Source organism: Candidatus Vicinibacter proximus, from assembly GCA_016713905.1.
Lineage (GTDB): Bacteria > Bacteroidota > Bacteroidia > Chitinophagales > Saprospiraceae > Vicinibacter > Vicinibacter proximus.
The window spans coordinates 186,601-202,978 of sequence record JADJOE010000001.1 but is presented as its reverse complement, the minus strand read 5'-3'; the positions used below and the strand labels follow the sequence as shown (position 1 = coordinate 202,978).

General features: G+C 34.9%; 14 protein-coding genes. 5 read left to right on the top strand and 9 right to left on the bottom strand.

Translation table 11 applies throughout. The features are described from left to right. Positions 1 to 104: 104 nt before the first annotated feature. Positions 105 to 1,757: an NAD(P)H-dependent oxidoreductase subunit E gene (locus IPJ83_00790; GenBank protein MBK7879085.1), complete on the bottom strand. Its 1,653-nt coding sequence runs from the start codon at positions 1,755 to 1,757 to the stop codon at positions 105 to 107. Positions 1,758 to 2,067: 310 nt separating this feature from the next. On the opposite strand from IPJ83_00790, the gene IPJ83_00785 reads away from it, so the two are divergent. After that, entirely contained in the window at positions 2,068 to 2,331 is a 264-nt protein-coding gene (locus tag IPJ83_00785) for a hypothetical protein (GenBank protein ID MBK7879084.1), read from the top strand. 56 nt (positions 2,332 to 2,387) lie between these two features. Here the strand turns inward: IPJ83_00785 and IPJ83_00780 are convergent, their stop codons facing one another. Next, positions 2,388 to 3,944 (bottom strand): YifB family Mg chelatase-like AAA ATPase, encoded by a 1,557-nt coding sequence (locus tag IPJ83_00780; GenBank protein ID MBK7879083.1) that lies wholly within the window; start codon positions 3,942 to 3,944, stop codon positions 2,388 to 2,390. 153 nt (positions 3,945 to 4,097) lie between these two features. Here IPJ83_00780 and IPJ83_00775 point away from each other — a divergent pair, with 153 nt between their 5' ends. Further along, on the top strand, positions 4,098 to 4,511 hold the full coding sequence (locus tag IPJ83_00775) for a hypothetical protein (GenBank protein ID MBK7879082.1): 414 nt from the start codon (positions 4,098 to 4,100) through the stop codon (positions 4,509 to 4,511). 52 nt (positions 4,512 to 4,563) lie between these two features. On the opposite strand, the gene IPJ83_00770 is transcribed toward IPJ83_00775, so the two are convergent. After that, entirely contained in the window at positions 4,564 to 5,139 is a 576-nt protein-coding gene (locus tag IPJ83_00770) for a nitroreductase (GenBank protein ID MBK7879081.1), read from the bottom strand. Positions 5,140 to 5,187: 48 nt separating this feature from the next. Between IPJ83_00770 and IPJ83_00765 the strand changes: the two genes are divergently transcribed. Genes IPJ83_00765 through IPJ83_00755 form a run of 3 tightly spaced genes read left to right on the top strand, consistent with a single transcriptional unit; the run spans position 5,188 to position 7,593 of the window. Continuing rightward, a complete protein-coding gene (locus IPJ83_00765) occupies positions 5,188 to 5,853 on the top strand; it encodes a metal-dependent transcriptional regulator (GenBank protein ID MBK7879080.1) in 666 nt (221 codons plus the stop codon). A gap of 52 nt (positions 5,854 to 5,905) precedes the next feature. Beyond that, on the top strand, positions 5,906 to 6,835 hold the full coding sequence (locus IPJ83_00760) for a zinc ABC transporter substrate-binding protein (protein ID MBK7879079.1): 930 nt from the start codon (positions 5,906 to 5,908) through the stop codon (positions 6,833 to 6,835). Between the two features lie 14 nt (positions 6,836 to 6,849). Next, the gene (locus IPJ83_00755) at positions 6,850 to 7,593 is read left to right on the top strand and encodes a metal ABC transporter ATP-binding protein (GenBank protein ID MBK7879078.1); all 744 of its coding nucleotides are present in this window, start codon (positions 6,850 to 6,852) and stop codon (positions 7,591 to 7,593) included. On the opposite strand, the gene IPJ83_00750 is transcribed toward IPJ83_00755, so the two are convergent. The 6 genes from IPJ83_00750 to IPJ83_00725 all read right to left on the bottom strand — a co-directional run bounded on the left by IPJ83_00750 (position 7,590) and on the right by IPJ83_00725 (position 16,288). Beyond that, a complete protein-coding gene (locus IPJ83_00750) occupies positions 7,590 to 9,230 on the bottom strand; it encodes an ATP-binding cassette domain-containing protein (protein MBK7879077.1) in 1,641 nt (546 codons plus the stop codon). The two genes, IPJ83_00755 and IPJ83_00750, sit on opposite strands and share 4 nt — an antisense overlap. Before the next feature lie 133 nt (positions 9,231 to 9,363). Beyond that, on the bottom strand, positions 9,364 to 10,179 hold the full coding sequence (locus IPJ83_00745; protein MBK7879076.1) for a GLPGLI family protein: 816 nt from the start codon (positions 10,177 to 10,179) through the stop codon (positions 9,364 to 9,366). Continuing rightward, the gene (locus IPJ83_00740; protein ID MBK7879075.1) at positions 10,127 to 12,958 is read right to left on the bottom strand and encodes a TonB-dependent receptor; all 2,832 of its coding nucleotides are present in this window, start codon (positions 12,956 to 12,958) and stop codon (positions 10,127 to 10,129) included. Before IPJ83_00740 ends, IPJ83_00745 begins: the two co-directional genes overlap by 53 nt. A gap of 31 nt (positions 12,959 to 12,989) precedes the next feature. Then, a complete protein-coding gene (locus tag IPJ83_00735; GenBank protein MBK7879074.1) occupies positions 12,990 to 14,165 on the bottom strand; it encodes an aminotransferase class I/II-fold pyridoxal phosphate-dependent enzyme in 1,176 nt (391 codons plus the stop codon). 70 nt (positions 14,166 to 14,235) lie between these two features. Continuing rightward, positions 14,236 to 15,369: a glycosyltransferase gene (locus IPJ83_00730; GenBank protein MBK7879073.1), complete on the bottom strand. Its 1,134-nt coding sequence runs from the start codon at positions 15,367 to 15,369 to the stop codon at positions 14,236 to 14,238. After that, positions 15,350 to 16,288 (bottom strand): glycosyltransferase family 4 protein, encoded by a 939-nt coding sequence (locus IPJ83_00725; GenBank protein MBK7879072.1) that lies wholly within the window; start codon positions 16,286 to 16,288, stop codon positions 15,350 to 15,352. Before IPJ83_00725 ends, IPJ83_00730 begins: the two co-directional genes overlap by 20 nt. Between the last annotated feature and the right edge of the window lie 90 nt (positions 16,289 to 16,378).

Below are 16,378 nucleotides of genomic sequence, written 5' to 3'. Positions count from 1 at the left end.
TATTATAACCCCTTTGACTTTTAGCTTATTTTATTTTGTTATCCATTGGATGGAAGAATTAATATAAGTATTGAAGTAGAACCTTGACGATTGAATTACCAAAACTATTTGAAATAAGGAGAAAGTTCTTCTTTAAAATATTTCATTGCATTTGTAAACGGGAGTGGAATTCCACCACCTAAGGCACAAAGAGACCCACGTTTCATTGTATCTAACAGATCATCCATTAGTTTTAAATCAATTTTATAGGTATGGTCATTTTGGGCTTTTTGTATTAATTCTTTTCCTCTTGTGGAACCAAGGCGACAAGGAAAACATTTTCCACAGCTTTCATGCGCTGTAAAAGAAAATAGGTGTTCCAGATATTCAATCATGGGAAATTCTTCCGGGACACTGACGACGGATGCATGACCCATCATAAAACCATTCTGGGCAAAAGATTCAAAATCCAAGGTTAGGTCAGGTATTTTGGAAACTGGAACCAATCCACCTAATGGCCCACCGATATGTACCGCTTTAACCGGTCTTTTAAAACCCGACCCAAGCTCTTGAAAAACTGTTTTTAAAGGGGTGCCCATGTCGGCTTCAAAAATTCCGGGCGAAAAAAACGCACTGTCCAAAGAAACTAATTTTGTTCCTGTTGATTTAGGTGTTCCAATTGCTGCGTAAGCTTCTCCACCCATACTGCAAATAAACAAGAGATTTGCAACAGTCTCAACATTATTGACAACAGTAGGTTTTCTAAATAATCCCTCTTGAACCGGAAAGGGTGGCCTAACTCTTACCTCAGGTCTTTGACCCTCAATTGAAGAAAGCAGAGCTGTTTCTTCTCCACAGATATATGCACCCTGTGCTTTTATAATCTTAAAATCAAAATTAAAATTACTGCCAAAAATTGCATTGCCAACAAATCCTTGGTTTCTAAAATCCTGTACTGCCTGATTCATGATTCTTACAGATTCAGGATATTCAGCCCGTATGTAAACTACAGCTTTGTTTGCACCGGTTATATATGCCGAGATCCATAATCCGATTAGGACAAGATATGGTTGATGTTCCAGTAAATATCGGTCGGAATAAGAACCGGGATCCCCTTCATCTGCGTTACAAACGATAAATTTTTGAGTTGCTACAGCTTTGGCGCACCCTTCCAACTTTATTGCCATTGGAAATCCGGCACCTCCTCTACCACGGATGCCTGAAATTTTAACTTTTTCAAGCAATACTTCTGGCTTTTGAGATAGAAAATCCTTTAAGTGTTTAGAAATGGTGTCTAGGGAAAGTTGCGCTCCAGTAAGAATTTGATGACCTATGTGTTTTACGGAATATTTGTCCTTTTCTAATGTTTCACCTTTAAGAATAGAATCTAATTTATGAATAGAATCTCCTGAATAATTATGTCCTTCAAAGTGAAAAGCTTTGTTTTCATGACATCGTCCAAGACAACACATTTCACCAATTTCTGATTTATCAAATTGAGCCTCAAGGGCTGATTGTACGGCATTTTGCGTCCCTGCAGTAAGACAAGCAGAGCCATTACAGAGATAAATTTTTTTACCTGCATTCTCCGGGCGAGTAAAATCATAAAAGCTTGCTGTGCCGAAAATGTTGGCAGTACCCATAAGGAATTCTTCGGCTATTGAGCTTATTTCTTCTTTTGAAAGTTGACCATTTTCTTCCGCAACCCTGCCTATATATTCAAAGAGGTTTTTTTCTATTCCTTTTCTCCCGGAAAGATGACTTAAGTTTTTTGACATGCCCGTAATTAACTGAATGACCAGGGGTGAAGTTAGCGATAATTTTGTTTTTAAATGAGGTACCAAACTAAAGATACAAGACATGCACCAAAAATTCCTGCTCAAGTTTCTTAAAGAGAGTTGGCTATGGATACATAAGTCTTTTGAGTTTTTTCTGGTAGTATATTGAGATTATTTAATGCTCATTACCATCCAAAGTTTATTTAGGATTCAGAATAAAATATCATTTATATAAAAATATCCATTCAAACAATAAGTTATCTTACCTTGTACTTGATAAATATTCTTTAAACTTTTAAACAAGCGAAACATGGAAGCTATTTTACCTTATTTGATTAACACCTTAGTCGGCGCTGGAGGAGGTTGGCTTGGAAATATGCTTAAGAAGAACGGATTAGGGATGGTGGGCAATCTAATTGCAGGGGCAGCCGGAGGAAATATCCTACCATTGATTTTGAATCAATTTATGAATTCAGGAGGAACAGATGGAGGTTTTGATTGGATGGGTATTTTAGTTTCTTTAATTGGTGGAACAGGAGGTTCACTAATTGGCGGAATGTTCAAAAAAGCCTAAATTACCATTCTAAATTTAGATTTAAAAAGGCCATTCCGAAAGGGTGGCCTTTCTCATTATCCCGCCCACCCTTCTTTGTCTAAGCTTCGAAAATGTATGGCTTCAGCCAGGTGTTCAATTTTTATATCCTCGCTGTTAGCAAGATCTGCTATAGTACGTGACACTTTTAAGATTCTATCATAAGCTCTGGCTGAAAGCTGGAGTTTTTGCATAGCCGTTTTTAACAAAGTTGCACCTGCAGAACTAATAGGACATAACTCACTTACCATACTCGAATTAAGTTGGGCATTTGAATGTATTTCTTTAAAATCTTTATATCGTTCGGCTTGTCTTTCTCTAGCATTAATAACCTTAAGCCTAATGTTTTCGGAGCTTTCCGAAAGTTTTCCATTATCCATCAATTCGTCAGATGAAACCGGTGTTACCTCGACATGCAGATCTATCCGATCCAGTAAGGGCCCACTAATTCTGGCCAGATATTTTTTAACCATGCCTGGTCCACACACACATTCCTTTTCGGGATGGTTGTAGAAACCACATGGACAAGGGTTCATTGAGGCGATAAGCATGAAACTGGCCGGATAGTCTAAACTTATTTTAGCACGAGAAATGGTGACTTTTCTTTCTTCCATCGGTTGTCTTAGGACTTCAAGTACAGTTCTTTTAAACTCTGGAAGTTCGTCAAGAAATAACACCCCATTATGGGCTAAAGAAATTTCACCTGGTGAAGGATGACTCCCTCCCCCGACAAGTGCCACATCACTGACAGTATGATGTGGAGCACGAAAAGGTCTGGTACTTACAAGACCCGAATGTCCAGGAAGAATACCTGCAACAGAATGGATTTTGGTGGTTTCAAGGGCTTCATGCAAAGATAATGGTGGCAGGATGGTTGGCAATCTTTGAGCAAGCATTGTTTTACCGGCACCCGGGGGGCCGATTAAAATAACATTATGACCACCTGCTGCGGCGATTTCCAGGGCTCTTTTAATGTTGTTTTGCCCTTTTACATCCGAAAAATCGCGGGCAAATTTTGTTTGTTGGTAGGCAAACTCCTCGCGGGTATCAAATTCAGTAGGGAGAATATTTTTCACTCCAGTTATAAACTCTACAGCCTCAACTAAATTGGAAACCCCAATTACGTCAACCTGATTCACAATTGCTGCCTCTCGAGCATTTTCATATGGAACGATGATACCTTTATATTTCTCTTTTCGTGCCTGGATGGCAATCGGCAGAGCTCCCCTAATCGGCCGCAAGCCCCCATCTAGGGAAAGCTCACCCAGAATCATATAATCCTTAAGTTTATTTCCATCTATTTGCTTAGTTGCTGCTAGTATGGCGAGTGCGATGGGTAAATCATAAGAAGATCCTTCTTTGCGTAAGTCGGCAGGGGCTAGATTTACTACCAATTTTACTCGTGGAAAAGAAAAACCTATATTTTTTATTGCGGCTTCGATCCGTTGATAGCCTTCTTTTACCGCATTGTCTGGAAGTCCGACCATGAAATAATTGATTTTGCCAGCGGCTACTGTGCCACCAGCATTGACTTCAACGGTAATTGTTTTTGCATCTACCCCATGCACGGCGGCAGAATATGACTTAAAAAGCATTTTCAAATTTTGTAATAGTATAATATTCCCAAGCTAATGAGGGTGGGTGTCGTCACAAAAGTATTGAAAAATGACAAAATGCTTGACTTTAATAACGAAAAGTTATAGATTTACTTATCAAACAAATTTTTTAAACAATTTAAACCAAATTTTATGAACACAAAAACAATTGTAGCCGGAATATTAGCCGGAGTGGCCTATTTCTTTTTAGGCTGGATTATGTATGGAATGTTGTTAGAAAGCACGTTTGCAAGTATGCAAGGGACGGCTTCGGGCGTAATGAGAGCTGAAGACGACATGGTTTGGTGGGCTTTGATATTGGGCAGCTTAGGCATGGGGTTTACCCTTGCTTATGTCTTTGGTACCTGGGCCGGGGTAAGTTCTGCCGCCGGTGGAATCAAAGCAGGTGCCACACTGGGTTTTTTAATTTCTCTAGGATGGGACATGACTTTTTTTGCTACCTCTAACATAACACAGCTAAATGGGGCAATTTTAGATATTGTGGTTTTTACCATTAACAGTGCTGTCGCGGGAGCAATAGCAGGTTGGTGGTTAGGGAGATCATAATTGAAAATAATTTATTTGCTAACCCTCATATTTTCAGAGTATGGGGGTTTTTTTATAATTCTCTCACAACTTTATCTAAACTCCATCTTTCTGCCGGCAAAGAAATTTCATCCTTCCAACCCATATAAAAGAGCCCAAGACATTCTTCATTTTCTTGTAACCCTAAAAATTCTTTCATTTTGTAAATAGCCGAAGGGGTGCTCCAATAGGCTCCAATTCCTAAGGCACTTGCAGATAGCCATATATTCTGGGTGGCACATGAAAGGGCGGCAGTTTCCTCCCAAGCCGGTATGAGCTCTTCGGAACTTCTATGCAGGCACAAAGCAATAACGCAAGCTGATTGAAGAGGCTTTTCAGAAGCTTTTGTCATTTTTTGTTCTGAAAATGATTCTACAGGAGTGATACTTTTATAATGTTCTGCCAAAAATTTTGAGAGATCTACTAGTTTTTCATCTTGAATGATGATAAACCTCCAAGGCTGTGTTTTTTTATGTGTAGGAGCCCAGATACCATTCTCTAAAATGTTTAATATTAACTCTTTAGATATTTTTCCTGGTTTGTAAAATTGAGGAAAAACGGCTCTTCTTTCACGAATTATTCGGCTAAGGGTAAGAAAATCATCATTCATATTTTGATTGTATTAAAATTTATTTTAGATTTGTCTAAAATTTAAATCATGTTAAGTTTTACGGAAGAAAATTATCTGAAGGCAATATACAAAATAGCAGAAAGAAACGGAGATCAAAACATTTCCACAAAAGCCATTTCAGAGGAATTGGGAACAAGCTCTGCCTCGGTCACGGACATGATTAAAAGACTAGCTGAAAAGCAATTGCTAGGTTATGAAAAATATTATGGTGTTCATTTAAATAAAGAGGGACAAAAGATCGCTCTAGAATTAGTCCGAAAACATCGTTTATGGGAGGTATTTTTATACGAAAAACTTGGATTTAAATGGGATGAGATTCATGATGTTGCAGAGCAGCTTGAACACATACAATCCATTACTTTAATTCAAAAGTTGGATGAGTTTCTTAACTATCCAAAATTCGACCCACATGGTGATCCTATACCGAATCAGAATGGGAGTTTTACGTTCAGGCACCAGACACAATTGTGCAATATAAAAACTAAAGGGACCCGAGTTCAAGTATTGGGTGTAAGGACTTCAGGGGCAGAATTTCTAAAATACCTGGAAGGAATGTCCATATATCCCGGTAAAGAATTATCGATACTTGAGTATACTCACTTTGACAAGTCACTCATGCTAAAAAATGAGGTATCAAAGACTATAACACTAAGTTTTAATGTAAGCAAGGAAATACTTGTTAAAACAGTATAAGATGAAAAGGTTCCTGAATTTTTTTTTAAGTTTTTTAATTAGTACCTGCATAATGGCGAAACCAAAAGTAATTGCATCGGCTTCCATGTGGGCTGATATGTGTGCTGTTATTGGTTCGGAAAGAATTGATCTTGACCTTATTGTTCCTATAGGGTCTGATCCGCATTTATATGAGCCCACCCCGGCTGATCTTGTTAAAGTAGGAAATGCGGATCTTTTATTAGTTAATGGATTGACATTTGAAGGTTGGCTAGGGAAACTAATTCAAAATTCCGGAACCAAAGCCAAGGTGGTTCGTATTACAGAAGGAATCCAGGCAATTGTGAGTAAAGATTTTCACAATGCAACTGATCCACATGCCTGGATGGATGTGGAGAATGGAATAATTTATGCCTCAAACATTACGAAAGCATTAAGTGAATTACTTCCAATATATGCAGATGAATTTGCATTTAATTTTGGAATATATAAAAAAGAGCTGGAGGATCTTCACCGATATGTTCAGGAAAAAATTAATGCAATACCAATAGAAAGAAGAGTCTTGATAACTTCTCATGACGCCTTTCATTATTTTGGAAAAAAATATGGTATACAATTGGAACCATTGCAGGGAACTTCCACCGAAGCTGATGTACAATCTACCACTTTAGTTCACATTCATAAAATTATTAAGGATAGAGGAGTATCGGCAATATTTGTGGAAAGCACAATCAATCCTAAGATGATGCAACAACTTAGAGCAGAAAATAAAATTGAAATAGGAGGTAAGTTATATGCTGATTCACTTGGAGATCCATCGAGTCCGGCCTCAACATACATAAAAATGTTAAAGCACAATGCAACAATAATTAGCGAAGCTCTTACTAAATCTGTTGAAGATTCACAAATAATTAAAAACAGCTCAGGAAAAATGATTTTCCTATGGATTGCTCTATTTTATGTAATCGCTTTTAGTTTGATTTATATTATTAATAGAAAATAAGCAGGGTTTCAAAAATGGAACAAACAAATTATCCAATAGAACTCAAGGGTGTTTCAGTTGCCTATGACCATAAAAGGGTTTTGTCAAATATTTATTTGTATGTGGAAGCTCAGCATATTTATGGGCTCATTGGTCCAAACGGAGCGGGTAAATCCACTTTATTCAAGTGCATACTTAATCAAATTAGAACCAACGCAGGAGAGATAAAATTATTTGGCAAACCTGTTGGAGAAAATATCACACGGATTGCATATGTTCCTCAAAAGGACGAAGTAGATTGGCAATTTCCTGCTACTGTAATGGATATAGTTCTCATGGGGAGATATCCACACAAGAAATGGTATCAATGGATTAATAAAGAAGATAAAGAAAAGGCCAGAGCTGCGCTTGAGCAATTAAATATGACTCATTATGGGGATAGACAAATTGGAGAATTATCTGGTGGCCAACAACAAAGAGTATTTTTAGCAAGAGCATTATGTCAGGAGGCTGATATTTTTTTAATGGACGAACCCTTTGTAGGTGTTGATGTAAGAACTGAACAAAGAATGATTAAAATTCTAAAGCAACTAGCTTCAGAAGGAAAGACAATTCTTGTTGTACATCATGATCTAGATTCTGTTCAGACTTATTTTGACAAGGTCATTATGATTAATCAAAAGCTAATAGCTTTTGGCGACACTTCTGAAGTATTCACTAAAGAAAATATATCTGCTACATATTCCAGTCAGTCACATTTTTTAGAAAAGAATTTTTAATTTATTTGATAGGATTGCCAGGCCTTTCGTCTAATTTCTTTGATGGATTCATCGTGATAATATACATCGAAATCAATAATCTTATCGATACAACCATCTGGAAGTATTTCAATTACTCGATTACAAACAGATTCCATAAAAGTATGATCATGTGAGCTGAGGAGCACAATACCTTGAAATTCCATTACATTTTCATTAAACGCCTGTATGCTTTCCAGGTCCAAATGATTGGTAGGTTCATCTAAAATTAAAAGATTTGGACCCTGAAGCATCATCATGGAAAGGAGACAACGTACTTTTTCACCTCCACTCAAAACCTTTATACTTTTGTTGACCTCATCACCGCTAAACAGCATTCTTCCAAGGTAACCTCTAAGAAACACTTCGTCCACATCTTTGATTCCTGCAGGAACAAAATTTCTTAACCAATCCATAAGGCTTAGTTGTTCTTGAAAGTAACTGTTATGTTCTACTGGAAGATATGCCTTGGTAATAGTGGATCCAAATTCAATTTTTCCTTCTTCAGGCTGCACTTTATCGTTAAGGATATCAAATAAATGATGAATTGCCATTTGGTCTCTACAAAGAAAACCAATTTTATCTCCTTTGTTGATCCGAAAATTCAGGTTTTTAAAAAGATACCTATCTTCATTACGTGCGGAAAGGTTTTCCACATTTAGTATTTGATCTCCAACAGGTCTATCAGGTTTAAATATAATTCCAGGATATTTTCTGGAAGATGGGGTTATGTCCTCTATTACTAATTTTTCAAGAGCTTTTTTACGACTTGTTGCTTGTTTACTTTTAGATGCATTTGCAGAGAATCGTGCAATAAAATCCAATAATTCCTTTCTACGGTCTTCATTTTTCTTATTCTCATCTCTTAATTGTCTTGAAACAAGTTGACTGGTTTCATACCAGAAAGTATAGTTTCCGGTATATATTTTAATTTTTTGGCGATCCACATCAGCCACATGAGTGCAGACAGCATCCAGAAAATGGCGGTCATGACTCACCACAATTACCGTATTCTCATATTTGCTTAAGAATTCTTCTAACCATTCAACGGTCTCTATATCAAGATCGTTGGTAGGCTCATCCAGAAGTAAAATATCCGGATTTCCAAACAAAGCCTGTGCTAATAATATTTTGACTTTAAGACTTCCCGGAATATCAGACATTAATTGATGATGAAAATCTTCAATTACTCCGAGGGAACTTAATAGGGATGCAGCTTCACTATCTGCAGTATAGCCACCCATTTCCCCAAAATCTTCTTCATATTTTGCTGCAAGGTGACCATCTTCTTCTGTAAAATCACTTTTAGAATACAAAGCTTCACGTTTATGAATTAGATCATAGAGAATGCTATGACCTTTCATTACAGTGTTTAAAACTGTATCCTCATTGTATGCAGAATGATCTTGCCTTAAAATTCCGATCCGCTCGCCGGGACTAAGTTCCACACCACCTTTATTTGGAATAATGTCTCCGCTCAAGATTTTTAAAAACGTACTTTTTCCTGTGCCATTGGCACCAATAATTCCATAGCAATTGCCTTTGGTAAAACTAATGTTAACTTCATCAAAAAGAATACGACCACCAAATGACAAAGTAATATTTACAGCACTAATCATAGAATATGGATAAATTTAATTAGGGTGCAAAGGTATATGTTTGTACACATGCATGGATGTACAATAAAAAATAAAATAATAACCTATAAATTGAATTCAGAAATTGATATATCCAAAGCAACTCAAGGCGGGATCAATATCTAATTGACCAAAAGGGGTTTCGTTGTGCTTCAATACTTTCTATAATATGTTTCTGAATTAATTCATTGAATTTGAAGGATGTAATCTTTCTGCCTTTCATTTTAGGAGCTTTAAGAGGCAAAGGATACTTTGGAAGTAAAACAGAAGTGGCAGTGATAGTCACATCACCATCATTCTTTATAAGCTCTAAGATAGTTCCTGGTAAACCGTCAAATTCTTCTGGCCCTGTACTGAGGGTCAAGGCATCCGTAAACCAAGCAGTAATTTTTTGATTTTTGATGGTATCAGTTGTTTCGGCTTTCATACAAATATATCCTGCAACATCTTTAATTTCATTCAGAATTTTCCATTTAGGTCTATGATAAGTTTCGTCAATTAAATATGTCTTTCCTAATTCTTCGATCTGGCTTAATTTTCTTTTGTTTGCAAAATCTTTATAAATCAAATAGTCTTCTTTACGCCATGAGTATCCGTAGTTAGATTCAGCTGCACTTTCTTCTTCATAAGTATAAAAACTTTGAGTGGAATCAAAAGTAAGGATGTACTTTGATTTAAAACCCTCATCGCGGCCTCTTGTTAAAATAGAACGATCTTTTTCTTCTTTACTTAAATATGGAAGTCGCTGGACGATTTTTCCCCAAAATTCCGTTCGTACATAATTGATTTGACAAACATTCTGTGATTGTAGATTGAACAGAAAGAAAAGATTGATAAATAATATCTGGTATTTTATTTTCATATTAACCCTTATTTTATTACCCCATAGAAAAACCTCGTCTATTTTTTTCCAAGGATGTTTTAATTCCACGCATATTATAAGTAAAACTTAGCAAAAAGTATCTTGCCAAAGTGAAAGTAGTTGTTTGTGTTACAACATTAGACCAAGCAGATTGATTGATACCTAGATTTTCATTAAACAGATCATAACCGGATAATCTAATTTCGCCTTTATCACCTTTGAGGAAAACTTTGTAAACCGAAATATTCAAAAGCGGAACAGATTCATTGAAACTATTTGATTTATTAATAAATTGACTGTAGTTGAAACTGGAATTTAAAAATATCTTATAAGGAAATTTATAATTTAATTCAATACCTGATGAATAATTCTGAAGCTTGGCAGATTCAGAGGTGTTTAATTCAGAATATTGTTCAGAAAATCTGGCATTTCCGTTTAAAAAGAACGAAAATTTATCAACAGGAGTTAAGTTTAAACGAAAATTAAAACCGTGGCCCAATGTAGTAATCTCATCCTTTAAAGTATTGATCAAAGTAAATCCTTTATTATAATTTAAATTGTACCCTGTATTTAAAGTAAATTTATTTTTTATTACTGGAAATCCAAAATCAATATTTGCCCATAAACTCTGTGTCCCAGTAATGTTTGTTGGTATAATACTTGTAATTCTTTTTAAATCGATATCTCTTGAATAAACAAAAGCATTTTCATTATAAGTATAATTTATACCCAACCATAAGTTTGTAAAATTTAAGGGATCAAATTTTCTAAAACCCCCACTAATTCTATGAGAAAGTTCAGGAAGTAAAGCTGGATTGCCAAGTCGGATAAATAATGGGTTTGTATTATCTACCACAGGCAACAAATCATTTACAGATGGTTCCCGCAGATTCACTGAATATTCAAAATTGATATTTCTGTTCTTTTTAAGATCAATTTGAAAACTAAGATTTGGGATTAAAGTCTGGTAGGATACTTTAGTACTCAAAGTACTTGAGGTATCAAAACCTGTTTTAAAGTTACCTTTTAAAATGATATCTTGATAAGCAACGCCAAGTGAAATATTTGTACCTTTATAAGAATAGCGCAATGATGTACCAACACGGTGATAATCAATATTATTATCAAATGTTCTGCTAAGAAATTGATTTATGGATGAACTGTCTTGAAATTGATCGAATACATTTCGTTGATAATCTGTGTTTCTATCGCTATAATTATAGAAACTTTGGATATAAAATCTTTTACCAATTGGTTCAACATATTGAATGCTGCTTTTAATTTGGGATTTATTGTTTTCTGTGCGTAAAACCTGATTCAGTTGGGCAATAGAGTCAATGAATAAACCAATATTGTAAAAATTATTAATGGAGTTTTGTTTGGAGTCACGGTCGCTAGCTGTTAATAAATAGGCTGCACTGACACCCAAGGATCTACCTTTTTTCTTAAATTTTTTTCTAAAAATAATTGAGTTCTGCCAGTTTAATATATTGTTATCATATTCCGTGAGCATGGATAGATCAGACAATAGAATATCAGAAGGTAAAAGAGTTGTGTAAAACCCTGACAGTTCATTTTGTACGCCTCCCACACTTATGCTGCTTTTGAACACAATGCTGTGCAATGAATCAAATTCCTGCTCAATACGTAAATCAGCTTTGTGACTTTGTTTTGTATTGGTCCTAAATGCAGTATCAAATGTATTATAGGGATTATCCGGATAAAGAAAATTTTGTGACCTTATTGCTTCAGAAAATAGTTCGTCAAAATTATAGAAATAGGTTCCACTAAATTTAGTCTTTTTATTGTCATAATTATAGTTTAGTCCTCCGCTAATTTTTTTAGGAAAACCATTGGCACTACTCCCAAAAAAATTGGTTTCTATATTATCTTCATCTTCATCAGAAAAATAGTACCTCACCATACCGCCATTACTAAATCCAAAATCTCCATCATCATTCCAATTAAAAGAATTACTTCCTTTAAAATCCTGGTAGTCATTCCAGGAAAGACCATTTCTTCCTGTATTGGTTCCTGATGCCAATATTGAAAATTGTTCTTTTTGATTAAACTTATTATAGTTACCTTTTAATTCAGCGCGATCTTCAGTTCCAATACCACCAGTAATCTTTCCGAATCCACCTTTTTTAAAGTCATCTTTCAAGGTAATATTCATGTTCTTGTCTTGAGAATTACCTTTAATTCCAGTAAGTTTTTCCTCTTCGGAAACATCATTAAAAACCTGCACTTTAGAAATACCCTCTGCAGGAAGGTTCTTGGTAGCTGCTTTAGGATCGCCACCAAAAAACTGTTTACCTTCAACGGTCATGCGCGTGACATCTCTACCCTCAGACTTAATGGAACCGTCCTGGTTCACTTCTATTCCTGGAAGTTTACGCAATAAGTCTTCCAGCGTCGAACCAGCCGGAACCTTGAAAGTAGATGCATCGTATTCTATAGTGTCTCCACGAATGCTCATGGGAGCTTTGGCCGCCTTTATAACCACTTCAAACAGTTCTTTAGAAATTGGCTTGAGAATTATTTTACCTAAATTTACTGATGATCCAGATGGGTCAATTTTAATTTGTAGAGGTAGATAACCAACATAATTAATTTTAAGTAGGTAATTATTGGATGGAATATTTTTCAATGCAAAACTTCCATTTTCTTCTGCTCTTGTATAGTCTAATAAACTACTGTCTTTAGACTCCAACAAGTAAATAGAAGCAAAGGCCAAAGGAATATTAGAACTATCAACTACCTGTCCTAGTAAGTTAAACTTATTTGATTGTGAATAAATACTAGTAATTTTTGCAATTAGAATCAGTAGTGTAAGGAAAGCGCGCATTTTGGTATATTTATAAAAGGAAATAACTAATTTATTCTTTACTTATTGTAATTGGGTTAGACTTTAACCTTTTTACTGCTTCCAGGATAGTCTCCTCTTGTTTGGCAAAACAAAAGCGGATTAAATGTGGGTCGTAGTGGTCGTGATAAAATGCAGAAATTGGGATGGCAGCCACCTTATAGTCCTTTGCTAATATAAAAGCCATTTCTTCATCAGAGCAGTTCTTGACTTTAGAGTAGTCTGCCAATGCAAAATAACTACCTGAAGTATGGAAAACTTTAAATGAACTGTCTTTCAAAAGTGATCTAAACAAGTCTCTTTTACTTTGATAAAACCCGGATAGTTCAGAAAAAAATTGAGGTTCATTTTTCATAAATCTTGCTATAGCCATTTGAGAGGGAGTATGAACAGAGAATACTGTAAATTGGTGAAGTTTCCTTATCTCTTTAGACAGGTATTCTCGAGCGACAATATAGCCGATTTTCCAACCAGTATTATGCAAGGTTTTCCCCATAGAGAATACGACTATACTTCTTTCCATGAGAGAACTAAATTTTAATGCACTGATATGTTTAATATTATCAAATACTAAAAGGTCATACACCTCATCCCAAAGCAGAAGAGTATTTAAATTTTGTGTAAGTTCATCGATTTTTTTTAGGTCATTAAGACTGAGAATGCTACCGCAGGGATTATGGGGATTATTAAAAAGCATAATTTTGAACTGGTGTTCATGAATTAGGTTTTCAAATTTATCCCAGGGAATGTTAAATTCCGGCTCTTGCAAGCGGAGGTAAACTGGAATTCCACCATTTGCGATTATGGCAGGCGCATAGGAATCATAAGCCGGCTCAAACAATAGCACCTTATCTCCAGGTCCGATAAATGTACTGATAATGGTATAAATGGCCTGAGTCGCTCCGGCTGTAACTGTAATTTCTTTATCAACGGAAGCATTATAACTATAGTCATTTAATAGTCTTTCTGAGATTTGTTCTCTAAGGGGCAAAAGACCGGGCATCGGGGCATACTGGTTCAGACCTTCTTTAGCAGATTCATAAAGAAAATCAATTAGTGCCGCTGGAGGATTAAAATCCGGAAAACCCTGAGCTAAATTAATTGCATTATATTCCAATGCTAATGCAGTCATGCGGGCAAATACCGAAACCTCAGATTGGGGTAGTTTTGATTTATGTTTATATTTCATTTTTTAACAAATTCAATTTGAATGCATAATTAGTAAAAAATTAACCGTCCAATAAAATTTGAAGCCATTATTAATGCTTATCCAAGCTATTAATTAATGAAATCCATTTGTCATCTGGAGAATATTTTGGATTTGGCACTGAAGAAATACAGGAATTTTTGTTTTCTAAAATGAAATTTATTAATTTCTCTGGCTTATCTAATTCTAAATGAAAAATTAGAAATTTTGGATAATCTGAAAGAAAAGGTATAGATGGGTCAGGAGACCCAAAAGTAAAGTGAATTATAGGTAGTCCTGTTAGCATGTACTCATAAAGTTTGCTAGGAAGTCCCGGATAATTTTTGTTAGCAAAGTTTATTAAGATGTTTGTTTTTTGATAAAGTTCTAACAAGTCAATTTCCTTTAAGGCCGGAATAAAATTAATTCCAGGATTATGCTGAAACAGTTCTAGTAATCTGATGTATTGAGTTCCTGCAAGATAAATTTGAGTATGGATTTCTTTACAATGAAGTGAATTTATAGTATCTAAAATTAGCTGAAGTTCCTTTATGCCTTCTCTCACGTTTTCGTAAGTATTGCCAATGAAACTCAAATTGGTAAAATTGTTTGTAATTGATTTTAAACCTACAAAATTCAAAAGGCTACCATTGTATATTACTCTAGTTTTAAGTGTATTTAGCTGAAAATTATTTTTGTAGTGTTCAAAGATTTCTTCTGAATTTAATATAACATAATCAGATTTATTTAGGACTAAGCTCTCAAAGCATCTTAAAAGAGGTGAAACCCACTTTGGCAATTTTTGATTTGGATTATTGAGGTAAAGATCTCCTATATCAGCAATCCATATTCGTTTAGGCCAAATCATTTTACTTACAAGTCCTGTAAAATGAGTTGAAAATGGGTGGGAAAAAGTTATAAAAACATTATCTTTATTTGAATGAATGAATATGTATTTAAAAGCGATGATTATGTTGTCAATTATATATACATCTGGAAAGGCAATTAATTTTAATAATCGAGCAAATCTTGTTTTAGATAAATTGTAACTGGTCGGATTCTTTTTATCATTAATTTTACGCTGAAGTCTAGAGCTAAGCGTTTGGACCGTCCATTTTTGTGATAAAATTTTACGAACGCCTTCAATTCTGAGCGTTCTTGGATTTCTAGTAGGAAATTTATGCGGACTAAGCAAATAAATTTTCATTGATAATCAATTTATATGCCTCAGCCAATTGTTGGGCTGTAAGATTGGAATTAAGCTTGGTTTTGGTTGATTCCAGACAGTGATTTGAAAAAGCAACGTACATGGATTGGCTCAAAGATGCAATTTGATCTAACATATTTGCTGAATCTTCAATATCGTTCTCCTTTGCAATCCAGGCATTGTAACCGTGCACAGCAATTTCGGGAATATCACAATGATTTGTAGTAAATACCGGCTTTCCAAGAGTTAGTGCGTCTTTAATGCTTACAGGACACCCACCTTCTGTATCGTTTAGTTTTGTTCTTTTACTAAGATTAACTAAAATATGGATATTGCCAAGCAACTTAATATATTCAATTACACTTAGTTTACCTCCAAAGAAGACATTTTTTAGTTGATAATTGTCGGCAATAATTTGGAGTCTGGAATAATATTTTTGATTTGCAATTTCACCGTGGAATATAATTTTAAATCTATTTTTAAATTTTGATTTAGCCAAAGCCATTAATAAAATGTCTTGTCCTTTTTTTTCTGTATAAGTTGCAATTTGTGCAAGAATTATCGGTTTAGTGAGGGATGGAATTCTTTTAGGTGTTGACCTATGAAATATCATTTGAATAATGACTATATTTTGAGACTCAATACCATAACTTTCAAGTAATTTTTTACTAAAAGTTCCTTCTACTGCGAAACGAACTCCACGCTTTGAAAATGATAAATATTTACCTTTGGTAGTAGAATCTTTAGTTGGCAAATACTCATAGTCATAACCATAGAGAGAAATTAAACATTTTTCTGCGAATTCGTTAATCAATTCAGAAAATCTCAAAGCTACGTTACCAAAGTGAAAATGTAATATTTGAATTTCTTCATTTTCAATAAATTTTCTTATTGATATCAATCTATTTTTCTCAACCACTAAAGCTTTGAATTTTGAGTAAAAGGAAATTGGATAACCAGATAGAATTCCAACATCTTTAATTTTTGTAATGTTTATAAGATCACTTTG

What these genes read in the sequence shown, in the direction of transcription:
- IPJ83_00790 (MBK7879085.1), bottom strand. Translation starts at nt 1,757, where the DNA reads ATGTCAAAAAACTTAAGTCATCTTTCCGGGAGAAAAGGAATAGAAAAA.
- IPJ83_00750 (MBK7879077.1), bottom strand. Translation starts at nt 9,230, where the DNA reads ATGATTAGTGCTGTAAATATTACTTTGTCATTTGGTGGTCGTATTCTT.
- IPJ83_00755 (MBK7879078.1), top strand. Translation starts at nt 6,850, where the DNA reads ATGGAACAAACAAATTATCCAATAGAACTCAAGGGTGTTTCAGTTGCC.
- IPJ83_00775 (MBK7879082.1), top strand. Translation starts at nt 4,098, where the DNA reads ATGAACACAAAAACAATTGTAGCCGGAATATTAGCCGGAGTGGCCTAT.
- IPJ83_00785 (MBK7879084.1), top strand. Translation starts at nt 2,068, where the DNA reads ATGGAAGCTATTTTACCTTATTTGATTAACACCTTAGTCGGCGCTGGA.
- IPJ83_00740 (MBK7879075.1), bottom strand. Translation starts at nt 12,958, where the DNA reads ATGCGCGCTTTCCTTACACTACTGATTCTAATTGCAAAAATTACTAGT.
- IPJ83_00765 (MBK7879080.1), top strand. Translation starts at nt 5,188, where the DNA reads ATGTTAAGTTTTACGGAAGAAAATTATCTGAAGGCAATATACAAAATA.
- IPJ83_00780 (MBK7879083.1), bottom strand. Translation starts at nt 3,944, where the DNA reads ATGCTTTTTAAGTCATATTCTGCCGCCGTGCATGGGGTAGATGCAAAA.
- IPJ83_00760 (MBK7879079.1), top strand. Translation starts at nt 5,906, where the DNA reads ATGGCGAAACCAAAAGTAATTGCATCGGCTTCCATGTGGGCTGATATG.
- IPJ83_00770 (MBK7879081.1), bottom strand. Translation starts at nt 5,139, where the DNA reads ATGAATGATGATTTTCTTACCCTTAGCCGAATAATTCGTGAAAGAAGA.
- IPJ83_00730 (MBK7879073.1), bottom strand. Translation starts at nt 15,369, where the DNA reads ATGAAAATTTATTTGCTTAGTCCGCATAAATTTCCTACTAGAAATCCA.
- IPJ83_00735 (MBK7879074.1), bottom strand. Translation starts at nt 14,165, where the DNA reads ATGAAATATAAACATAAATCAAAACTACCCCAATCTGAGGTTTCGGTA.